Origin of the sequence: Pantoea sp. DY-15 (assembly GCF_019795935.1) — a bacterium.
GTDB lineage: Bacteria > Pseudomonadota > Gammaproteobacteria > Enterobacterales > Enterobacteriaceae > Pantoea > Pantoea leporis.
Window position 1 is genome coordinate 373,666 of sequence record NZ_JAIMIF010000002.1, and the last position, 19,590, is coordinate 393,255.

The window sequence follows — 19,590 nt, forward strand, 5'->3', positions numbered from 1 at the left end:
TGAGGGCAATGTACGTGGCGAAGCTTAGAATTGGCTTAACGATCGCCTTTTTTAAACCGCGATAGCCACCAGCACCATGCACAACAGCAGCACATAGATACGCGCATGCCAGACATCGGGCACCGCCGGAATACAGCGGCGGGCAAACACGATCCCGATAAAACCGGCGACCACCAGCAGCAGTAAAATTTTCAGGCTGATAAAACCGAGATAACCGCTGGCGGGAATCTGCTGCCAGCCGCTGATGGCGTACGTCGTAGCACCCAAAATGGCCACCGGCAGCGACAGCGGATTGGCCGCGCTGACGCAGTCGCGCATGGCATAGCCATGACGACGCAGCAGCGGCACGGTCATCACGCTGCCGCCGACGCCGAGCATCGCAGCAATAACACCAATCATTGTGCCGCCCACGCTGGCGGTTAGGCGCGACAACCTTCGCGGTGCCGCGCGGCTGAAGAAACCTTTGCGCAGCAGGCAATCGGCGATGGTTACCACCATGTAAACCATAAACAGCCTGCGCACCCACGTATCGCTGATCATGCCTGCCAGCCAGGATCCAATCACCGCACCCAGCGCGATAAACCTGATTAGCGGCAGCAAAATGTCTGTATGCAATTTGCCCGCCCGCCAGTTTTGATAGCTGGCCCAACCGGCGTTGAAAATCATCACCGCCGTTGAGGTCGCCACCGCGATATGCATCGCCTGCGCCGCCAGTAATGGCTGCTGCGACAGCAGTTGATAGACAAACGGCACCACCACAAAACCACCGCCAAAGCCAAACAACACCGTGGTGATGCCGGTGGCAAACCCCGCCAGCCCAATTATTAACAGCTCGTTCATCGCCTTTCTCTACGTCATGAAAAGAGTGATGCAGCTTACGCAGCAACCTACCCGCTTCCCATTTGTGCAGCGCTCAATTACCCTTGCAAATCAGTCAATTTGCGGTGGATGCCGGGTATGCGTAATAGCCACATTGATAAATACGACAAGATTGATCGTGACGTGGTGGCGCTGGGGAATGACTATGCGCAGGGATTTGTGCTGCCAGCGCATCGCCATCGCCGCGCGCAGTTGCTGTATGGCGCGACGGGTTTGATGCACGTTTCGACCCAGGCGGGCGAATGGGTGGTTCCGCCGCAGCATGCGGTGTGGATTCCGCCTGACACCGCGCACAGTGTGAAGTTTGTCGGCGTCTCAACGCGCAGTCTGTATATCGAGCCGGTTTGCGCGGCAGATTTGCGCGATAGCGATCGCTGCCGCGTCATCAGCGTCTCGCCGCTGCTGCGACAGCTATTGATTGAAGCCGTTGATTTACCGCTGTTATACGCATCGGATCGCGATCGATCGCTGGTGCAGTTGCTGCTGCTGGAGTTAGCGGCAATGCCTGTACGGGAATTTGATATTCCACTGCCGCAGCATCCGGCGCTGTTGGCGCAATGCCAGAACTTCTTGCAGGCGCCAACCATTCATGACGCGGCTGATCGCTGGGCCAGCGCACTGTTTATGAGCCTCAGCACCTTCCGCCGCCATTTCCTTCAGCAGACCGGTTTATCCTTCTCCGCCTGGCGACAACGCGCCTGCGTGGTAACGGCGCTGGCGCGGCTGGTGGCGGGCAAATCCGTCAACGACGTGGCGCTCTCGCTCGGCTATGACAGCAGTTCGGCCTTCTCCACCATGTTTCGCCGCGTAACCGGTCAGGTTCCGTCGTTCTATAGCGATCACAGCTGAGCAAAGTTTCACCACGTATTTGGCGATTTCAGGCTGAAAACCGGCTCTCTAAAGCTACCTTTACTTGCTTAACACACTGAATATGCTCTGATTACTTGCACACCAATTGCGTGTCGAACGTTTAGGCGGTTAACTGCTGTTGCACCGCATCGAGAAACGCCCGCAGCGCCGCCGGTTGCCGTTCCCGTGACATGTAGAGGCCATAGATCGCCAGCGTTTTTGGCTGATATGCCGGCAGCACGGTTTGCAGCTGTCCATTGTCGATGGCGTGGCGCGCTTCCATCTCCGGCACCATCGCTAAACCGCAACCGGCGACCGCCGCATCACACAACACCGACGAGATACCGGCGCTGAAATTGCCGTGTACCGCCGCTGAAATAGTTTCGCCCTGCGCATCGGAAAACTGCCAGCTCTGCCCGGCGAAACGGCTGTAATGCAGGCAGTTATACTGCGTAAGATCGGCAGGCGTTTGCGGCGCACCGCGCGCCTGCAAATAGTCTGGCGATGCGCACACTACCGAAACACACTCGCCTAAGCGGCGCGCAATGGCGCCAGATTCGGGATCGTCGGTAATCCGTACCGCCACATCAATGCGCTCGCCGATTAAACTCACCGGCTGATTGTTGATCTCCAGCTCGATGCGCACCGCCGGAAAACGGGCGAGAAATGCCGGAATCATCGGGCCAAGAATATGCGTGGCGGTAGAGTGCGCACAGGCGACGCGCAAGGTGCCGTGTGGTTCGCTATCCGCGCCCTGATCGGCAATCTCTTCAGCCAATCTCGCCAGCGCGCGCGATTTTTCGAGGATCTTCTCGCCAGCGGGCGTGATAGTTAGTTTGCGCGATGATCGGTGCAGTAAACGCGCACCGGCCCACTTCTCCATTTCATCCAGATAGCGGCTGACCATCGGCCGCGAAATATCCAGCGCACGCGCCGCAGCACTTAAGCTGCCTAGCTCGCAAATGCGGTTGAACACCGTTGACGCCGTGACTCTGTCCATGTTGGCTCCATCTGATCGTTTTATGAAACTGATCATATCCAGTTTCGGGAATTCTACCAGCCAGCAATTTCTCTACAATAAAGCCCTCAAAGACGGCGAGGTGCCGGAGAAAGGAAAATTCGATGAAAATGAAAACGTTGACGCTGGCATTGGCCTTTGCCGCCCTGCCGGCCTTCGCTGCGCCGCTCAATTTAGAAGTGTATAACCCGCAGGAGAACGGCATTTTCCCGGTCTCTTCGACGCTGGTTTCTGGTCCGCACGAAGCGATACTGTTTGATGCGCAGTTCAGCACCAAAGACGGCGAGAAGCTGGTGCAGATGATCAAAGCCAGCGGCAAAAAGCTGACGCAGATCGTTATCACCTCTGGCGATCCTGACTTCTATTTTGGTCTGGAACCGATTGTAAAAGCGTTCCCTCAGGTGAAGATCGTGGCAACGCCGGAGGTGGTAAAACACATCGAAGCCAGCAAAGCCGCCAAGCTGGCGTATTGGGGTCCGCAGATGAAGGACGGCGCACCAAAGCAGCTGTATGTTCCGCAGGTTACGCATGCCACCAGCTTTAAAGTCGACGGTGAAACGCTGGAACTGCGTCACGCCAATGATTACGCGGCTTACGTGTGGATCCCGGCGAATAAAACGATTCTCGGCGGCACCGGCGTGGCTTCCGGCATTCACGTCTGGACTGCTGATACGCAAACGCCTGCCATTCGTCAGCAGTGGCGCAATGTGTTGAGCGAGATGCAAAAACTGCAGCCTAAGCAGGTGATTCCGGGGCATTATCTCGGCGAGCGCCCGACGGGTGATGCGGCAATTACGTTTACTTTGAACTATCTACAAACCTTTGAGAAAGCGCTGCAGCAGCATAAAGGTTCGGCGCAGGTGATCGAGACCATGAAAGCCGCTTATCCGCATCTGCTGGAGGAAAGTTCGTTGGATTTGAGCGCCAAAGTGAATACTGGCGAGATGAAGTGGTAATTGATGTTCCAGTGAGTGAGGTCGCCATAAATGGCGACCCTACGAAAACCCGCACTAATCCGTTGTAGGGTCGCCATTTATGGCGACCGTTCGAAAACCCGTACCAATCCGTTGTAGGGTCGCCATTTATGGCGACCGTTATTCCAACCCGCACTAAACCCAACCTCCGCAAATATCCATATTCCAGCAATCCAAAGCCATTTTAGTTAATAGGAAAAACAGAATTCGCCTGTTAATTTCCCTGAGCCTGCATCGTTACTGATTATTCTCACAAAGGGTTATTACAATGAATTCATTACGGCTATTAGGTCGGATTTTATTATTTACACTATTGGGAATGCTTTTAATTAATTCTGCTAACGCAGAAACGCCGCAAAAAGGCGGCACGCTCACGCTGATTTTGCCAAGCGAACCTTCGGCGCTGGTGGCGCTGGCGACCGTGGCGCAGCCGGTGATTGCCGCCAGCGCCAAGGTCAACGAAGGCCTGCTCACCTACGATTACAACCTCAAGCCGCTGCCGCAGCTGGCCACTTCATGGGAGATCAGCCCAGACGGCAAACGTTACACCTTCCATCTGCGTAGAGGCGTGAAGTGGCATGACGGCCAGCCCTTTACCTCAACCGATGTGGCGTTCTCGATTGATTTATTGAAGAAAACTCACCCGCGTGCGAAATCTACTTTTGCCAACGTCGCCAGCATCGAAACGCCGGATGAGTTAACCGCCGTGCTGGTATTAAGCCATCCCGCGCCCTATTTAATTACCGCCTTTGCGGCCGGTGAAACGCCAATTCTGCCGAAACATATTTATGAAAACAGCGATGTTTTGAAGAATCCCAATAATAATGCGCCGATTGGCACCGGGCCTTATATTTTCGAAAAATGGGAGCGCGGCAGCTATATCCTTTATAAGCGCAACCCGAATTACTGGGATGCACCAAAACCGTATATCGATCAATTGGTAGTGAAGTTCTCGACCGATCCCACCGTGCGATCACTTGCGCTGCAAACCGGCCAGGCTGATATCGGTTATCGCACGCCGGTGGCGCTCAGCGAGCTGAAGCGTTTGCAGGAAAATCCAAAGCTGGTATTTGAAACCAAAGGCAATAATTACTCCTACAGCGTGGCATCGATTCACTTCAATCTGGATGATCCGCTGTTCAAAGATCTGCGCGTTCGTCAGGCGATTGCGCATGCCATCAACCGCAAAGCCTTGCTCAACGTGGTCTATTTCGGTTATGCCACGCCAACCGAAACGCCGGTCGCGCCGGGCCTGAAAGCTTTCCACAGCAACAAACTTTCGCCGTATCAGTACGATCTGGCGGCCGCCAATAAACTGTTGGACGAGACGGGCTACAAGAAAGGCGATGATGGCGTGCGTCTGCGCGTCACGCTTGATTACAACACCTTTGACGATACCTTCTGTCGCAACGCCGAGTTTGTGCGTTCGGCGCTGGCGCGCATCGGTATCGCCGCCACGCTGCGTTCGCAGGACTTGTCAACCTACGCCACGCGCGTCTTTACCCAGCGTGACTTCCAGTTCTCCATCGATCAGTACGCCAATCTCTACGATCCTACCGTCGGCGTGCAGCGTCTTTACTGGTCGAAGAACTACCGCCCGGGCGTGCCGTTTACCAATATTTCCCATTACCAGAATGCTGAGGTTGATCGCCTGCTCGAAGCGGCTCAAACCGAGAATGACAATAGTAAACGTCTGCAAGAGTTCCAGCAGTTCCAGGATATCGTGCAGCGTGACGTGCCGGATGTGAATCTCGCCTCACCGCAGTTCATCACCATCAGCAACAAACGCGTGCACGATCACTCGCCAACCGCCGATGGCCTCGAAGGCAATTTATCCAGCGTATGGGTGGAAAAATGAGTCGCGCCGCTTACCAGCCCGCCACCATTGGTATTCTGATGGTGAAAACCGCGTTTCGCCGCTATCAGGGCGATATTGGCAATCCGCAAACCTGGCCGTTCCCGGTACGTTATCAGGTGGTGGAAGAAGCCATCCCGCAGCGCATGGGACATCTCGGCGAACATCAATTGCTGGAACCGTTTAAGCGTGCGGCGCAGATCCTTATCGATCAAGGCGTCGATGGCTTGACCACCAGCTGCGGCTACTTATCGTGGTATCAGCAAGAGCTGGCGGCGTGGTCGCCGGTGCCGATTGTCACCAGCAGCTTGTTGCAATATGTCAGCCTGCGGCAAATTTTGCCTGCCGAAAAACCGCCGCTGATCCTCACTTTTGATGAGAGCACGCTGAAAGCCGATTACCTGACGCGCGTCGGCATTCCCGCCGATGCCCAGGTTGCCGGCATGCCGCCCGAGTCAGAATTTGTGCGCTCGATTCGCACCGGTGACAGCAGCGTCAACTGGGAAACACTCGCCTACGAAGTGCTTGCGGCGACTGCTGCCGCGCTACAACGCTTCCCCAACAGCGGCGCGCTGCTGCTGGAGTGCACCAATCTGGCGCCGTTTAGCGCCCTGCTGCAACAGCGCTTTGGCTTGCCGGTTTACGACACGCTGACGCTGGTGAACAGCTTCCAGGCCGCGCTGCGCCCGTCGCACTGGGATCGAGGTGCGCAATGGACCCTTTGATGTCACGCAGCCATGCGGCGGAGCAGAAACCTGCGTTGCCGCTGTCGCGCACCAGCAAGCGCGTGCTGTACGCGCTGCGCAGTGCGCTGATTCAGGCGGTGCCCGCCGCGCTCGGCATTGTGCTGGTGGTGTTCGTGCTACTGCAACTGGTGCCGGGCGATGTGGTGGATGTGATGGCGAGCCAGTCGGGCAGCGCGTCGGCAGAAACCATGGCGTGGCTGCGTGCCGAGTACGGGCTGGATCAGCCGGTGCTGACGCAGTTCTGGAACTATTTATGGCATCTGGCGCACTTCAGCCTCGGCTATTCGCCGCGCTTTGGCACCGATGTCACGTCGCTGATTGTTGGGCGCTTGCCTGACACGCTGCTGCTGATGCTGTTGGCGCAAGCGGTGGCGCTGCTGGTCGGCATCGGGTTTGGTGTGATCATGGCGGTGTGGGCCAATAAATGGCCGGATCGCCTGTTAACGCTGGTCAATCTGCTGCTCTATTCGCTACCGGGATTCTGGATCGGCTTGCTGGTGCTGCTACTGTTTTCCGTGCAGTTGAACTGGCTGCCCAGCGGCGGCAATCAAATCATTGGCGCGAATTTGTCTGGCGGCGACGCGCTGCTGGATAAACTGCGCCACGCGGTGTTGCCGGTGCTGGCGCTGAGCAGCTACTTCATCGCTATCTATGCGCGCCCGACGCGCAGCGCTCTGCTTGACGTCGCCGATCAGGATTTTATCCGCACCGCTCACGCCAAAGGCTTAGCGCCGTGGCGCATCGTGTCACGCCACATGCTGCGCTGCGCCCTAACACCGGTAACCACCGTTGCCGGGCTCTATTTTGGCAACCTGCTTGGCGGCGCGGCGGTGATTGAAACCGTGTTCAGCTGGCCGGGATTGGGCAGCCTGGCGATGGAAGCGATCATCGCGCGCGACTTCAACGTGGTGCTGGGCATTTTGCTGCTGTCGGCCTTTATGGTGGTGATCGTTAACGTGCTGGTCGATCTGCTGCAAAGCCTGATCGATCCGCGCATGGAGGGCCGCGCATGAAGAGCTTAGCGTTACATTCCTCACCAGTGCGGCCGCGCTGGCATCGTCTGTTTCGTTCGCTGGAAGCGATAATCGGCAGCGTGCTGCTGGCCGCCGTGCTGCTGATGGCGTTGCTCGCCGACTGGCTTTTCCCCGGCGATCCGCTGGAGATGATCGCGCAGCCGTTTCTCTGGCCCGGCGATGACGCGCAATTTCCGCTTGGCACCGATTCGCTCGGGCGCGACGTAGCCGCCGGGATTTTCCACGGTGCGCGCGTGTCGCTGCAAATTGGCGCGACGGCAGTGCTGGTAAGCCTGATCATCGGCCTGCTTGCCGGTGCCAGCGCCGGCTATTTCGGCGGCAAAACCGACCGCATCGTCACGCGCATCAGCGAGCTGTTTCAAACCTTTCCGGCGTTTCTGCTGGTGGTGGTGCTAGTGGCGATTGGTCATCCCACGGTAAATTACATCGCTTGCGCCATTGGCGTGGCGAGCTGGCCGATGATTGCGCGGCTGGTGCGCGCCGAATGTCGTCTGCTGCGCCATCAGGAGTTTGTACTGGCCGCGCAAACGCTGGGTTATAGCCCGCTGCGGATTCTGCTGCGTGAGCTGCTGCCCAATTTGCTGCCGACGCTGATCGTCACGCTGTCGGTGATGATGGCGAGCGCCATTCTCACTGAATCCTCACTGGGTTTTCTCGGCTTCAGCGATCCCAATCGCATCAGTTGGGGCGGCATGATTGGCGATGGCCGACAATCGCTGCAAAATGCCTGGTTTCTCGCGGTGCTGCCCGGCAGCGCGCTGGCCGCCACCATTCTGGCGTTGAATCTGCTGGGCGATGCGCTGAATGACTGGCTCAATCCCCGCCGCAAAGGAGCTGCATGATGAGTGCGATTCTCGAGTTCCGTCACTTTAGTGCGCGTTTCGGCGATCGCCATGCGGTGCAGGATCTGAATCTCAGCTTGCAGCCCGGCGAAATGCTGGCGCTGGTGGGCGAATCCGGCAGCGGTAAATCAATCACCGCGCTGGCCGCGCTGCGCCTGACGCCTTCAGCCGCTACGCTCGCCGGAGAAATCCGTTATCAGGGTCTGGATTTACTGGCGCAGCCGGAAGCGACGCTGCGCCGTTTGCGCGGCAAATCCATCGCCATGATCTTTCAGGATCCGATGACGTCACTCAATCCGGTGCTTACTGTCGGGCAGCAACTTGCCGAAACCGTGCAGCTGCATCTTGGGCTGCGTGCGCGGGAAGCGCGTCAGCGCGCGATTGCCTTACTGGAGCAGGTGAATATTCCCCACGCGCAGCAACGTATTGATGATTATCCGCACCATTTTTCCGGCGGGCAGCGCCAGCGCATCATGATTGCCATGGCGATTGCCTGCGAGCCGCAGCTGCTGATTGCCGATGAACCGACCACCGCGCTGGATGCCACGGTGCAAAAACAAATCCTCGAACTGCTGGATCGCCTGCGCCATCAACTCGGCATGAGCGTTCTGTTTATCACCCACGATTTAGGACTGGTGGAGCAATACGCCGATCGCGTGGCCGTGCTATATCGCGGAATCAAAGTCGAGGAGAGCAGCAAAGCCGCGCTGTTCGCTCAGCCGCAGCATCCTTACACGCGTGGCTTGCTGGCCGCCTCGCTGCACGCTGGCGAAACGCCGCATTATCGCCAGCGACGCTTGACGGAGATCGTGCATCATCCGGATGGACCGCCGCGCCTGATGACGCCGGAGGCGTTAGCGCTGCCGGAGATTGATGCGCAATCTGCCCCGCTGCTGTCGCTGGATCAGCTGCATTTTCGTTATCCCGCGATGCCGCCGGGCAGCGCCTCGGTACGCGGTGTGTCGCTGCATATCCGACAAGGTGAAACGCTTGGATTGGTAGGCGAATCGGGCTGCGGGAAATCCACGCTATCGCGCCTGATCCTCGGCCTGCTGAAACCCGACGGCGGCGAGATTCAGTTTGCCGGGCAGCGCATCGATCACCTGCGCAACGGCCAGCGCGCGCTGCTGCGTCCGCGTATCCAGATGATTTTTCAGGATCCGTTTTCGTCGCTTAATCCACGTCACTCGGTGGAGGAGATTTTGCGCACGCCGCTGCGTGTACACGGACGCGGATCACGTGCTGAGCAGCAGCGCGCGGTGCGTGACATCCTTGATCAGGTGGGTTTGCCGGAGCATGCGTTGCAACGCTATCCGCACGAGTTTTCCGGCGGCCAGCGCCAGCGCATCGGCATTGCGCGCGCGCTGATTCTCGATCCTGATTTGCTGATTTGTGATGAGCCGGTGTCGGCGCTGGATGTGTCGGTGCAGGCGCAGATCCTCAATTTGCTGGTGAGCCTGAAGCAGCAGCGCAATCTTTCGCTGCTGTTTATCTCGCACGATCTGGCGGTGGTGCGTTACATCGCCGACCGCGTGATGGTGATGTATCAGGGCGAGATGGTGGAGCAAGGCGATCATCAGCAGATTTGGCAGCGCCCGGTGCATGCGTATACCCAACAGTTGCTGGCGTCGGTGCGTAAGCCTGCGGTTCAGTCGCTGATGACGGGAACGGGTTAACTTTGCGGTCACTATAAATGGCGACCATCATCCCAGAAGGAAATCCAGCAAATACAAAGCACGTTTGATTTGATAGGATTTTGGCCCGAATTTGCGAAATAAGGTGGCGGGTCATGCCCCAAAAGAAGGCGACGCTGATTGGCTTGCTGGCCATTCTGCTGTGGAGCGCGATTGTAGGACTGATTAAAAATGTCAGCGAAGGATTCGGCCCGGTGGGCGGCGCGGCGCTTATCTATAGCGCCAGCGCTATTTTGCTGATTTTCACCGTAGGCTTGCCAAAGCTGCGCGCTTTCCCGCGCAGTTATTTGATTATCGGCAGCGTGCTGTTCGTCTGTTATGAACTCTGCCTGTCACTCTCATTAGGCTTTACCCACAGCGGTCGCCAGGCGATTGAAGTTGGCATGGTCAATTATCTGTGGCCAAGTTTGACCATTGTTTTCGCGGTGATAGTCAATCGACAAAAAACCCATCCGCTGATTGTTCCGGGTTTGTTGCTGGCGGTTGCCGGCATTTGTCGCGTGTTGGGCGGCGACCAAGGTTTTTCATTCAGCGAAATCACCCATAACGTGATGGATAATCCGTTGAGTTACGGCCTGGCGTTGAGCGGCGCGGTTATCTGGGCGGTGTACTGTGTGGTAACCAAAAAAATTGCTGACGGCAACAATGGGATAACGCTGTTCTTTATCCTGACTGCGCTGACGCTGTGGCTGAAGTTTTTGCTCTCGCCGCAGCCGCCGTTTATGCTATCCGCTGAGGTTTGCATCAGTCTGGCGCTTGCTGCGATGGCGATGGGCTTTGGCTATGCCGCATGGAATGTCGGCATTTTGCATGGCAACGTGACCCTTTTGGCCGCCGCGTCCTACTTCATTCCGATCATCTCTTCGATTCTCGCCGCCTTTATTCTGCGCTCGCATTTGACCGTCGCCTTCTGGCAAGGCACCGCGATGGTCAGCCTGGGATCGCTGATGTGCTGGTGGTCAACGCGGGTGCAGCAAGCATAATGCTTATCCTTAGAACAAAATTAACTCGTTGATCCTTTCCTGCACAGATGGCGATCTGTTGCTATTATAGCGACGCAACACACAGCAATGCGTTGCTACGAGAATTTTAGATTGGTAACCTTTACCTGGCCCGCGCTTAGCGGGCTTTTTTTTGCCGGTTATAAATAACGCGGCTTTTCGGTGCGGAATCCGAGGCCAATCAGGCGGCCAAACAGATGGCGCAGGAACGGAAAGCGGCTGATGATCTGCGGCACTTTGCTTGGTGTGCTGCGTTTGCGCTTGTTGCTGCTCATTTTGATTTGCAGGAATTGGGTGGCGACCGTTGGGAACTGGCGGCGCTGCTGTACTTTTTGCAGATCGTGCAAGGCAACATTGCCCTGCTGCAGCGGTTTGGTCAGCATATTGGCTGCGGCCACCGCATCCTGAATCGCCAGGTTAACCCCCACGCCGCCAATCGGCGACATCGCATGCGCAGCATCGCCGATACAGAGCACGCCCGGTTTCATCCAGTGATCGAGGCGGTCGATGCGAATCGACAACAGCTTAAGTTTGTCCCACTCATCAACTTCCGCCATGCGCTCTGCACTGAACGGAGCCACCTGCGCCATGCTGCTTTTTAGCGCATCCAGTCCCGCCAGCTTTAACTCGTCGAACTGGTTTTTCTGGATGGTGTAGCCGCACTGCCAGTAATCGCCGCGATCGATGACAATAAAGTTCTGCTTGGGTCCTTTATGGCCCATACCGAGTTGCGGATCGTCGGGATGTTTCTCCAGCCGGAACCACAACACATCGCGTGGCGCACCAAAGCTTTTCCCGGTTAATCCGGCTTTGGCTTTGACCTGCGAATTGCGGCCATCCGCACCTATCACTAAAGCGGTGCGTATGATGTGACACTCGTTACCCTGTAACGTTTGCACGCCACTGATTACGCCATCGTCATAAACAAAGTCATCAAATGCGGTGGATTGCAACAGGGTAAAACCTGGAAATTTGGCGGCTTTTTTGGCGAGAAAGTTGAGGAAGTCCCACTGCGGCATAAAGGCGATAAAGCGGCACTGAACCGGCAGACGCGAGAAATCCGCCATGGTGATCTCTTCCCCAGCCACTTCCGCTTGCAGCTTCTCCGCGCGCTGGTGCGGCAAGGTCAGCAGCTCATCGAGCAATCCCAGCTGGCGCATAATCTCCAGCGTTGAGGGATGAATGGTGTCACCGCGAAAATCGCGCAGGAAGTCGGGATGTTTCTCAATAACCACGGCGCGTAAGCCCGCGCGCGCCAGTAAATAGCCCAACATTAATCCTGCCGGACCGCCGCCAACGATACAACAATCCGCGTTTATCGCGTTTTCCTGTGCTGCCTGCATCCTCTGCCTCACGCCAAAAATGATAATCGTTATCATTTATAGCATACCCTGGCGTTAATGCGATGAAACGAACGCCGATGCCTGATGTGCTGGCGGCACGGCAAAGTTACGCTGCATGCGTTTGATCTCTTCGGCCGGCGGCAAACCGAACAGACGCTTGAACTCACGATTAAACTGCGAGGCGCTCTCATAGCCCACCGCGTGACAGGCCGCAGCCGCCGTCATCTCCTGACGCACCATCAACATGCGCGCCTGATGCAATCGTACCGACTTCACATACTGCATCGGCGGCTGATTAGTGATGCCTTTGAAATGGGTGTGAAAAGTGGGCACGCTCATGCCAGCCAGCGCCGCGAGTTGTCCCAGCGTCAGCGGCTGCGCATAGTGCGAATGAATGTGGCTCAGCGCTTTGCCCACTTTGCCAAATTGCCCTTGCAGGGTGAGCGCCGCTCGCAGCGCGCTGCCCTGCGCACCGGTCAGCACGCGGTAATAGAGCTCACGCACCAGCGCTGGACCGAGCATCTTCGCATCCAGCGGATGATTTAGCGTTGTGAGAAAGCGCAAGACCGTCTCGCGCAACGTCTGGTCCATGGGGCTCGACATCATGCTCTGCGCCGCCTGGCTCTCAAGGGCCACATCTTGCTGCTCCAGCTGCAACAGCAACTCCGTCGCCACGCTGAAATCGAGATGCAGGTAAATCGCCAGCAGCGGATGTTCCGCCGATGCCGAGGTTTCCATGGTAAAAGGCACCGGCACCGCAACCGCCAGATAGTGCTGCTCATCGTAGAGATAAACCTGATCGCCAAAGAAGCCGCGTTTCGATCCCTGACAAACAATCACGATGCCCGGGTCGTACAGCACCGGCGTACGCGCCAGCGGCCGATTGGAACGCAGGATGCGCACGTCCGGCAACGCGGTGAGGTTGTAACCTTCCTGTGGCGCTAACGTTTTAAGCAGTTGTACGGTTTGCTGCTGGAGCGTTTCTTTCATCGAATAACATCACCTTCATAATATTAGGCAAGAATTAAACAAGATAAGGCCTTATAGCTGTTTCATCTCCAGAATATTATGCATCCTCTACTTTTTGAGGAGAAACCGCAAATGTCCAACGTTAAAACATTATTCATCACTGGCGTCAGCAGCGGATTTGGCCGCGCGCTGGCGCAGGTTGCGCTAAATCGTGGCTATCGCGTGGTCGGTACGGTGCGCAATGCTACGGCAAAAGCCGAGTTTGAAAATTTGCATACGGAAAATGCCTTCGCCTATGAATTGGATGTCACCCATTTCGCCGCCATTGAGGCGTTAATTGCCGATGTTGAAACCCACGTTGGCCCAATTGATGTGTTGGTGAACAACGCCGGTTACGGTCACGAAGGCGTGATGGAGGAATCATCACTGGACGAGATGCGCCGCCAGTTTGACGTCAACGTGTTTGGCGCGGTGGCGATGATTAAAGCGCTGCTGCCCTTTATGCGCCAGCGCCGTCAGGGCCACATTCTCAACATCACCTCGATGGGCGGTTTTATCACCCTGCCTGGCATCAGCTATTACTGCGGCAGCAAGTTTGCGCTGGAAGGGATTTCGGAAACCCTGAGCAAAGAGCTGGCGCCGTTCAATATTCATGTAACCGCCGTCGCACCCGGATCGTTTCGCACCGATTGGGCCGGGCGTTCGATGGTGCGCAGCGCACGCAGCATCGCCGATTATGATGCGCTGTTCGATCCGATTCGGCAGGCGCGTGAAGAGAAGAATGGCAAACAGTTGGGCGATCCGCATAAAGCCGCCAGCGCGATGCTCAATGTGATCGAAAGCAGCAATCCACCCGCGCATCTGTTGCTGGGCAGCGATGCTTTGGCATTGGTGCGGCAGAAGATGGAATCATTCAGCGCGGAGATTGATCGCTGGGAAGCACTGACGCGATCGACGGATGGCTGATGGAATAATTGCGGTGATATTCAGGTGCGCATGAATGCGCACCCTATAAAATCTCGCCACGCTGACATTCATGGCGACCGATTTACCCTCAACTGACAGGCATTATTGCAGCACTTCCAACCCCTTTCGCTCGATAAGATTGAGCAATCGCAGTGCTGCTCCGTTAGGTTTTTTCTCTTCTCGTTCCCACTTCACTACCGTCCCCACTGACATGCCGACGTAGGCGGCCAGCATCGCCTGGCTCAGATTATAACGTTGACGTAACTGATTTATTTCATCTCCCGACATCATGTGCAGGACAGGTAGCGAAGCGCGCAATTCACGCAATCTCACACGAGAATCAATTTTTTCTTTTAGCTCATCGGTGACCACGCCAATTTCATTAAAATCCTTGGCGATCTCTTGTAAATCTTTCAGATGATTAACCATCACATTTTACCTCACGCATCTTGCCAGTCTTGATGGCTACTTTTGCTTGTTCTGATGTCATTTCAAATAGTTGTTTGGCCACTTCCTTGTAGAGAGCGAGATCAGATTCAGATATCTCTCGACCACTACTTTTGAATGCGGATTTAGCATAGCCGTTGACGAAAAAAAGATGTTTTTCAGTTTTAAAGGCTACAACCGCCCGGGCCCCGCCACTTTTTCCAACAACTAAAGGAATGCGCTTCTTGTAAACTCCCCCGCCGAAACTGGCTTCATAAATCCCTGCCATGACTTCCAGCGCCGCTTTGCATAATTTTGCACTATCGATAGCGTCACCTTTGGTGTTTCTATCGAATGGCTTTAAGACATAAATTGCCATGTGTTCCCTCCGTTCTTAATGAGGACTCTCCTTGTCCTGGCATGAAAACCTATTGTACTAAGTGCAATACATATACTCAAGAACAGCCTTCATCACTAAGCATTGTATGAAATACACTCAGCCTCCCTGACCTGTTCCTTAAGTGATTGTTAACAATAAATTAGCACTTTTGGCCAAATGACTAGGCAACTGATTCGCCATATTCCTGTACATATTAATTAAATTTGTATAAGTTTGATGGCTAAAGTTATACGTCAACCTTGAGGATGGAACCATGCGTCAGGATCGTAACTTTTCCACAGCGTCGGAAGCAATTGCACGCTACTTCAAAGAAGCCTCTTTGCCTTCGCAGCAGGAAACGCTGGGGCAGATTGTGGTTGAAATCTTACGTTCAGGACGGACGTTAAGCCGTAAAACACTATGCACCAAGCTGCTGTGCCGTATGGAGCAAGCACGCGGTACTGAAGCGGAAATTCACTATCAGCAATTAATCGGCCTGATGTTTTCCGTAGAACGAGAAGCCTAAATCAGGCGCCGCTGGCCTGAGAATTAACCAAGTGGTTTCCGCCTCATTCAGCTACTGGTTAGACTGAATCCACTTAGTTATTTGCCGCAGGTCTGCCGCGGTAATCAGAGAGAATATATGTACAGAAGTGATGAAGAACGGCTCACCGACATCATCATGGGCGATGCGATTTTACAGTTGCTGAAAAAATCCGGCCCGGTTTCTACTCGCGCGCTGCTTGATAAATTGCGCGTGATGGCTTCGATTGAACGCGATCCGCCGCGCCAGCAAGCGCTGAGCCGTGCGATGTCGGAAGTGATGAATCATATCGAAACCCCGCAGCAGAGCGGAATAGCGATCAAAAACACCGATAACGTGACGCATATTTTCCGCAATCGTGACGGTTCAGGTAATGGAACCAAGCACTAAACGTTGGGCGAATGCTGGTTGATCCGCGTTCGCCCTTTTGTTTTTCAATGTAAACACATCACGCTTATTTTCTTCGCGCGCCACACTGGACCGGAAGGATCGCCTTTCGCCGAGAGCGGCCTGTTGACTCAGCTTATTCCTGAAATGCAGATGGATGCATTGCAAGATCGGATATTGGTGAAGCGTTATCCTAATAAACTTACACCAACTCAATACCAAAACGCTTGAGCAGCGTGGCCCAAAGCAGAAATAGCAAGATGGTGAGCACGCAACTCGCGAACAACGTCGGCCAGAATCCGAGGCGTTGATAGAGAAATGGAAAGGCGACAAACATCGGCAAGGTCGGCACCACATACCAGAAGGTGTACCACGCGTGACTGGCAATTTTGGCCTGACTTTGGCCTTCCAGCTTCATCCAGATCAGCACCAGCACCGTCACCAAAGGCAGTGCGGCAATCAGCCCGCCAAGGCGATCGCTACGCTTAGCCACTTCAGATATCAGCACTACCATGCCAGCGGTTATGACGTATTTGGCGATGAGCCAGAGCATCCGATTATCCTTCCTGCTTCAGGCGATTAATGCCGAATCGCACATCCGCACTGCGACATTTCGCCCGGCACATGTTTGCCGTGATGTGAATGGCGCACCTGCATTTCGCCCTGCTGCCAGGCGTTACTGGTATCGGCACGGTTTTCCAGTAAACGATTCAGCGCTTCGGCCACCAGCAAATCCCGTCGCTGCGCCCAACTGGTGAGATGCCAGGTTGACGCGCGCGCCTCATCGACATCATCAAAACCCACCACCGCAACATGTGCGCCTTGCGCGAAGTCGCGCACCGCTTGTAACGCGCCGAACGCCAGCACATCACTTTCGCAAAACAGCGCATTGATGCGCTCGGCAGCGCGCGTTTTCTTCAAGTACGCCATCATTGCCTGATAAGCCAGTTCGCGATCGTTGCCACCGGCAGAGAGCTCGATATTCAGTTCTTTCTGTTCAGCTTGCAGGCTAGCGACAAAACCGTCCATCTGTCGCGCGGGCGCGCTATTTTCCTGACTGTGCATAAAGCCGAAACGTTGATGACCTTGCGACAGCAGCAGCAGTCCCATCTCTTCGCCTGCGTCATAACCATCCGCAATCACAACGTTAGCATCCGCGCTGGCGCTGTGGCTGAGATGAACCGTTGCCGTCTGCGGCAGAATCTCGGCCGACACACTCAATTCATCGCTAAACAGCGAAGTCAGAAAAACCAAGCCGCCGACAGGAAGTTGCGCCGCATTACGCAGCGCGCTTTGAAAACTTTCGCGGGAATTCGCATTCAGCAGCAGCGTAATAAAACCACGCTCATTCAACTGGCGTGTGACTTCATTAAGCAGCTTTACGGTGTTGGGATTGATGAACTCATCGCTGACAATGCCGACGATATTAGAATTAACGGCCATGAAATGACTCTCCTGCAACTTAGCGTGCGGTAATTATTTGTAGGTAACAAAGTTAAGCATTCCACGTTACCCGAATAATCCGCGAGCGCCAATCGCTGGCCGTTATTACTGAGACGAATTTGTTAACGACGCGTCAGCGCCAGGCGTACGCCTAAACCGATAAAGGTGATGCCCACCACACGATCAAGCAATTTCTGCAACATCACGTTGCGCGACACCGCGCTAGCCGCGCTGCCAGCAACCAGAGCAAATATCACGTCAGTCATTAAACCCACAACCGCATACGTCAGGCCGAGCAACAGAAACGAGCTGGCATGATGATCGCCATCAACTACCACGAATTGTGGAAAAAAGGAGATGAAAAACAGCAATACTTTTGGATTGGTAATCGATGTAATAAAACCGCGAATTAATAAGCTGCGCGTATTAGAGCGTGGAATTTCAGCCTGCGGTGTTTTCTCTTCTTCACGGCTAAAAAAGGTTCCCCATACCATCTTACTGCCCAGATAAATTAAATACGCCGCACCAATATATTTAATCACCGTAAATAACAGTGGCGAAGCGGTAATTAGCGCCGTTAACCCGATTGCGCTGGCAATGGCATGCGTGCAACTTCCTAGCGCTACGCCACTGGCTGATATCACACCGCTACGTCGTCCATTCGCTACGCTTTGTCCTACGACATAAGCTAAATCCGGTCCCGGTGTAATACACAGCAGAAATACGGATGCGAGGAAAAGCGGAAAGTGCGTGATATCCAGCATAGTGACTCCTTGTAAAAGGTGAATAATTCCAGCACCTATCGTAGCGGCGCAATTAATTGCGCACAATAGAAGTAAGAGACACACAATGATTAAACATATCGAGATAAATCGCGTAAGGCCGATAAATTAAGTACCGCATCAAATCACCGTACATTTCGTAGCGACGCGAATTATCGCGCAATAAATTGCGCCGCTACGGTTCACTGCAGTTGCAAATACTCAACTACGCCTCCAGCAATATCGCGAATCCGCCATAGATCATACGCTTACCATCGAACGGCATATTCTCGCCCATCTCTTTCATACGCGGATCGGACATCATTTTGGCATTGGCGGCGTCACGCACTTCTCGCGATGGGTATTCGATCCAGCTGAACACCACCGTTTCGCCCTCTTCGGCTTTTACCGCACGATAAAAATCGGTCTGCGCGCCTTCGGGAACATCGTCTGCCCAGCACTCGACAACACGCGTGGCGCCAAACTCTTTAAACAGCGGTGCGGCTTTAGCCGCCATGGCACGATAATCCTCCTTATTAGCTTCCGGCACCGCTACGGCAAAACCATCAACATACGACATAGCTCGCTACTCCGTCGTCATTTGCGCGGTCAGTAATAACCGCGCATTAATTGTATAAATGATGTGCAAGCTGAGCCGAAACAGAGATGAAAATTTGCGCGCTTACTCGCAGATTCTGCGCGCGCCAGACGATTTACGTTACACTGACGCCTTTGATCGTTACGTCACCGAGAAATCTATGCGCATCACCATTGAACCGGCCGATCAGCCGTTTATTCACCGTTTGTTGGGTGAAGAGATTGAGAGTATTGACACTGCATCCACCGATGCCACGTTATTACAGCAGGCGCTGCACAGCGCACGACATCAAAAGAATCACGAAGCCGACCTCGACTGGCGCCGCAACGCGCTGTTTCTGCTGCTGTTTGTATTTTTATATGCCGCACTCGGCGCGTCCTTAACGCTGGATCTCACGCCGCAGGCATCAAGCCATAAAAGCCTAGCTTATGCGCTGGAAGCGGTGCCGGTACTGATTGCTTTTTCTGGTTTATTCGTCTCGCTGCTGTACGTATTTCTGACTCGCAGCGGCGCTCGACGCTTGCGTAACTGGGAACAGGGAATATTTGTGCTGGAGAAATACAGCGGCGCTAATTTCAGTCGGCAAATTAATGAAATGGGATCACGCACCACGAATTATTCGCAATCGGCAATTAACGTTGCGCTAGCGCTGTTTATTTGTGTGACCTGGGTGGTGATGTATAACTATTTCACTTTCACCACCAGCGGCGTGATTGGCAGCGTGATTTCACTGTTCATCACCACCATGACCTACGTGATTCTGGATATTCAGCTGCTGAAATCTAATTCATCCATCGCTATTGATGAACCGCTGATTCCAGTTGAAGACGAAAAAGAGAAGCCATAAGGATCTCAATGTGCGACATCCCTGTCGCACATATT

At 54.7% G+C, this 19,590-nt stretch carries 22 protein-coding genes; 12 read left to right on the plus strand and 10 right to left on the minus strand.

The window, feature by feature from the left end:
- Positions 1-51 precede the first annotated feature (51 nt).
- A complete protein-coding gene (locus K5Y32_RS10410) occupies positions 52-840 on the minus strand; it encodes a sulfite exporter TauE/SafE family protein (RefSeq protein WP_222183454.1) in 789 nt (262 codons plus the stop codon).
- Between the two features lie 117 nt (positions 841-957).
- Between K5Y32_RS10410 and K5Y32_RS10415 the strand changes: the two genes are divergently transcribed.
- Positions 958-1,728 carry a helix-turn-helix transcriptional regulator gene (locus tag K5Y32_RS10415; protein WP_222183456.1) on the plus strand — a complete coding sequence of 257 codons (771 nt, stop codon included), beginning with the start codon at positions 958-960 and terminating at the stop codon, positions 1,726-1,728.
- A 121-nt stretch (positions 1,729-1,849) separates the two neighbouring features.
- Here the strand turns inward: K5Y32_RS10415 and K5Y32_RS10420 are convergent, their stop codons facing one another.
- On the minus strand, positions 1,850-2,728 hold the full coding sequence (locus K5Y32_RS10420) for a LysR family transcriptional regulator (RefSeq protein ID WP_222183458.1): 879 nt from the start codon (positions 2,726-2,728) through the stop codon (positions 1,850-1,852).
- A 122-nt stretch (positions 2,729-2,850) separates the two neighbouring features.
- Between K5Y32_RS10420 and K5Y32_RS10425 the strand changes: the two genes are divergently transcribed.
- The 7 genes from K5Y32_RS10425 to yddG all read left to right on the plus strand — a co-directional run bounded on the left by K5Y32_RS10425 (position 2,851) and on the right by yddG (position 10,874).
- On the plus strand, positions 2,851-3,702 hold the full coding sequence (locus K5Y32_RS10425; protein ID WP_222183459.1) for a Vmh family MBL fold metallo-hydrolase: 852 nt from the start codon (positions 2,851-2,853) through the stop codon (positions 3,700-3,702).
- Positions 3,703-4,039: 337 nt separating this feature from the next.
- Positions 4,040-5,578, plus strand: coding sequence for an ABC transporter substrate-binding protein (locus K5Y32_RS10430; RefSeq protein ID WP_255602550.1), 1,539 nt, complete (start codon positions 4,040-4,042; stop codon positions 5,576-5,578).
- Entirely contained in the window at positions 5,575-6,300 is a 726-nt protein-coding gene (locus K5Y32_RS10435) for an aspartate/glutamate racemase family protein (protein ID WP_222183461.1), read from the plus strand. Before K5Y32_RS10430 ends, K5Y32_RS10435 begins: the two co-directional genes overlap by 4 nt.
- The gene (locus K5Y32_RS10440; protein ID WP_255602551.1) at positions 6,300-7,334 is read left to right on the plus strand and encodes an ABC transporter permease; all 1,035 of its coding nucleotides are present in this window, start codon (positions 6,300-6,302) and stop codon (positions 7,332-7,334) included. Before K5Y32_RS10435 ends, K5Y32_RS10440 begins: the two co-directional genes overlap by 1 nt.
- Positions 7,331-8,197, plus strand: coding sequence for an ABC transporter permease (locus tag K5Y32_RS10445; protein WP_222183462.1), 867 nt, complete (start codon positions 7,331-7,333; stop codon positions 8,195-8,197). The genes K5Y32_RS10440 and K5Y32_RS10445 overlap by 4 nt, the downstream gene beginning before the upstream one ends.
- Positions 8,197-9,873 carry an ABC transporter ATP-binding protein gene (locus tag K5Y32_RS10450; RefSeq protein WP_222184285.1) on the plus strand — a complete coding sequence of 559 codons (1,677 nt, stop codon included), beginning with the start codon at positions 8,197-8,199 and terminating at the stop codon, positions 9,871-9,873. Before K5Y32_RS10445 ends, K5Y32_RS10450 begins: the two co-directional genes overlap by 1 nt.
- A 113-nt stretch (positions 9,874-9,986) precedes the next feature.
- On the plus strand, positions 9,987-10,874 hold the full coding sequence (gene yddG, locus K5Y32_RS10455) for an aromatic amino acid DMT transporter YddG (protein WP_222183464.1): 888 nt from the start codon (positions 9,987-9,989) through the stop codon (positions 10,872-10,874).
- 158 nt (positions 10,875-11,032) lie between these two features.
- On the opposite strand, the gene K5Y32_RS10460 is transcribed toward yddG, so the two are convergent.
- Both K5Y32_RS10460 and K5Y32_RS10465 read right to left on the minus strand, forming a co-directional pair.
- Positions 11,033-12,235, minus strand: coding sequence for an FAD-dependent oxidoreductase (locus tag K5Y32_RS10460; RefSeq protein WP_222183466.1), 1,203 nt, complete (start codon positions 12,233-12,235; stop codon positions 11,033-11,035).
- A gap of 54 nt (positions 12,236-12,289) precedes the next feature.
- Positions 12,290-13,225 carry an AraC family transcriptional regulator gene (locus K5Y32_RS10465; protein WP_222183468.1) on the minus strand — a complete coding sequence of 312 codons (936 nt, stop codon included), beginning with the start codon at positions 13,223-13,225 and terminating at the stop codon, positions 12,290-12,292.
- Positions 13,226-13,336: 111 nt separating this feature from the next.
- Between K5Y32_RS10465 and K5Y32_RS10470 the strand changes: the two genes are divergently transcribed.
- Positions 13,337-14,170 (plus strand): oxidoreductase, encoded by an 834-nt coding sequence (locus tag K5Y32_RS10470; RefSeq protein ID WP_222183470.1) that lies wholly within the window; start codon positions 13,337-13,339, stop codon positions 14,168-14,170.
- Between the two features lie 102 nt (positions 14,171-14,272).
- Here K5Y32_RS10470 and K5Y32_RS10475 read toward each other — a convergent pair whose 3' ends face one another.
- Positions 14,273-14,599, minus strand: a complete 327-nt coding sequence (locus K5Y32_RS10475) for a DNA-binding transcriptional regulator (RefSeq protein ID WP_101761582.1) — start codon at positions 14,597-14,599, stop codon at positions 14,273-14,275.
- Positions 14,592-14,975, minus strand: coding sequence for a type II toxin-antitoxin system RelE/ParE family toxin (locus K5Y32_RS10480; RefSeq protein ID WP_222183472.1), 384 nt, complete (start codon positions 14,973-14,975; stop codon positions 14,592-14,594). Before K5Y32_RS10480 ends, K5Y32_RS10475 begins: the two co-directional genes overlap by 8 nt.
- A 274-nt stretch (positions 14,976-15,249) precedes the next feature.
- Here K5Y32_RS10480 and ycgZ point away from each other — a divergent pair, with 274 nt between their 5' ends.
- Both ycgZ and K5Y32_RS10490 read left to right on the plus strand, forming a co-directional pair.
- A complete protein-coding gene (ycgZ, locus tag K5Y32_RS10485) occupies positions 15,250-15,501 on the plus strand; it encodes a regulatory protein YcgZ (RefSeq protein ID WP_110866812.1) in 252 nt (83 codons plus the stop codon).
- A gap of 117 nt (positions 15,502-15,618) precedes the next feature.
- Complete coding sequence (locus K5Y32_RS10490) at positions 15,619-15,909, plus strand: hypothetical protein (protein ID WP_101761585.1); 291 nt, start codon at positions 15,619-15,621, stop codon at positions 15,907-15,909.
- A gap of 199 nt (positions 15,910-16,108) precedes the next feature.
- Here the strand turns inward: K5Y32_RS10490 and K5Y32_RS10495 are convergent, their stop codons facing one another.
- The 4 genes from K5Y32_RS10495 to K5Y32_RS10510 form a co-directional block, all read right to left on the minus strand.
- Positions 16,109-16,459: a DUF3147 family protein gene (locus K5Y32_RS10495; RefSeq protein WP_222183474.1), complete on the minus strand. Its 351-nt coding sequence runs from the start codon at positions 16,457-16,459 to the stop codon at positions 16,109-16,111.
- Positions 16,460-16,485: 26 nt separating this feature from the next.
- Positions 16,486-17,349, minus strand: a complete 864-nt coding sequence (locus tag K5Y32_RS10500) for a substrate-binding domain-containing protein (protein ID WP_192413134.1) — start codon at positions 17,347-17,349, stop codon at positions 16,486-16,488.
- A 122-nt stretch (positions 17,350-17,471) separates the two neighbouring features.
- The gene (locus K5Y32_RS10505) at positions 17,472-18,113 is read right to left on the minus strand and encodes a LysE family translocator (protein WP_110866809.1); all 642 of its coding nucleotides are present in this window, start codon (positions 18,111-18,113) and stop codon (positions 17,472-17,474) included.
- Positions 18,114-18,336: 223 nt separating this feature from the next.
- Entirely contained in the window at positions 18,337-18,690 is a 354-nt protein-coding gene (locus tag K5Y32_RS10510) for a DUF1428 domain-containing protein (protein ID WP_222183476.1), read from the minus strand.
- A 178-nt stretch (positions 18,691-18,868) separates the two neighbouring features.
- Between K5Y32_RS10510 and K5Y32_RS10515 the strand changes: the two genes are divergently transcribed.
- Positions 18,869-19,555, plus strand: a complete 687-nt coding sequence (locus K5Y32_RS10515) for a hypothetical protein (RefSeq protein ID WP_222184287.1) — start codon at positions 18,869-18,871, stop codon at positions 19,553-19,555.
- Positions 19,556-19,590 lie beyond the last annotated feature (35 nt).

Bases quoted from the DNA above. Each gene is read 5' to 3' on its own strand.
- K5Y32_RS10410 (WP_222183454.1), bottom strand. From the start codon at position 840: ATGAACGAGCTGTTAATAATTGGGCTGGCGGGGTTTGCCACCGGCATC.
- K5Y32_RS10415 (WP_222183456.1), top strand. From the start codon at position 958: ATGCGTAATAGCCACATTGATAAATACGACAAGATTGATCGTGACGTG.
- K5Y32_RS10420 (WP_222183458.1), bottom strand. From the start codon at position 2,728: ATGGACAGAGTCACGGCGTCAACGGTGTTCAACCGCATTTGCGAGCTA.
- K5Y32_RS10425 (WP_222183459.1), top strand. From the start codon at position 2,851: ATGAAAATGAAAACGTTGACGCTGGCATTGGCCTTTGCCGCCCTGCCG.
- K5Y32_RS10430 (WP_255602550.1), top strand. From the start codon at position 4,040: ATGCTTTTAATTAATTCTGCTAACGCAGAAACGCCGCAAAAAGGCGGC.
- K5Y32_RS10435 (WP_222183461.1), top strand. From the start codon at position 5,575: ATGAGTCGCGCCGCTTACCAGCCCGCCACCATTGGTATTCTGATGGTG.
- K5Y32_RS10440 (WP_255602551.1), top strand. From the start codon at position 6,300: ATGTCACGCAGCCATGCGGCGGAGCAGAAACCTGCGTTGCCGCTGTCG.
- K5Y32_RS10445 (WP_222183462.1), top strand. From the start codon at position 7,331: ATGAAGAGCTTAGCGTTACATTCCTCACCAGTGCGGCCGCGCTGGCAT.
- K5Y32_RS10450 (WP_222184285.1), top strand. From the start codon at position 8,197: ATGAGTGCGATTCTCGAGTTCCGTCACTTTAGTGCGCGTTTCGGCGAT.
- yddG (WP_222183464.1), top strand. From the start codon at position 9,987: ATGCCCCAAAAGAAGGCGACGCTGATTGGCTTGCTGGCCATTCTGCTG.
- K5Y32_RS10460 (WP_222183466.1), bottom strand. From the start codon at position 12,235: ATGCAGGCAGCACAGGAAAACGCGATAAACGCGGATTGTTGTATCGTT.
- K5Y32_RS10465 (WP_222183468.1), bottom strand. From the start codon at position 13,225: ATGAAAGAAACGCTCCAGCAGCAAACCGTACAACTGCTTAAAACGTTA.
- K5Y32_RS10470 (WP_222183470.1), top strand. From the start codon at position 13,337: ATGTCCAACGTTAAAACATTATTCATCACTGGCGTCAGCAGCGGATTT.
- K5Y32_RS10475 (WP_101761582.1), bottom strand. From the start codon at position 14,599: ATGGTTAATCATCTGAAAGATTTACAAGAGATCGCCAAGGATTTTAAT.
- K5Y32_RS10480 (WP_222183472.1), bottom strand. From the start codon at position 14,975: ATGGCAATTTATGTCTTAAAGCCATTCGATAGAAACACCAAAGGTGAC.
- ycgZ (WP_110866812.1), top strand. From the start codon at position 15,250: ATGCGTCAGGATCGTAACTTTTCCACAGCGTCGGAAGCAATTGCACGC.
- K5Y32_RS10490 (WP_101761585.1), top strand. From the start codon at position 15,619: ATGTACAGAAGTGATGAAGAACGGCTCACCGACATCATCATGGGCGAT.
- K5Y32_RS10495 (WP_222183474.1), bottom strand. From the start codon at position 16,459: ATGCTCTGGCTCATCGCCAAATACGTCATAACCGCTGGCATGGTAGTG.
- K5Y32_RS10500 (WP_192413134.1), bottom strand. From the start codon at position 17,349: ATGGCCGTTAATTCTAATATCGTCGGCATTGTCAGCGATGAGTTCATC.
- K5Y32_RS10505 (WP_110866809.1), bottom strand. From the start codon at position 18,113: ATGCTGGATATCACGCACTTTCCGCTTTTCCTCGCATCCGTATTTCTG.
- K5Y32_RS10510 (WP_222183476.1), bottom strand. From the start codon at position 18,690: ATGTCGTATGTTGATGGTTTTGCCGTAGCGGTGCCGGAAGCTAATAAG.
- K5Y32_RS10515 (WP_222184287.1), top strand. From the start codon at position 18,869: ATGCGCATCACCATTGAACCGGCCGATCAGCCGTTTATTCACCGTTTG.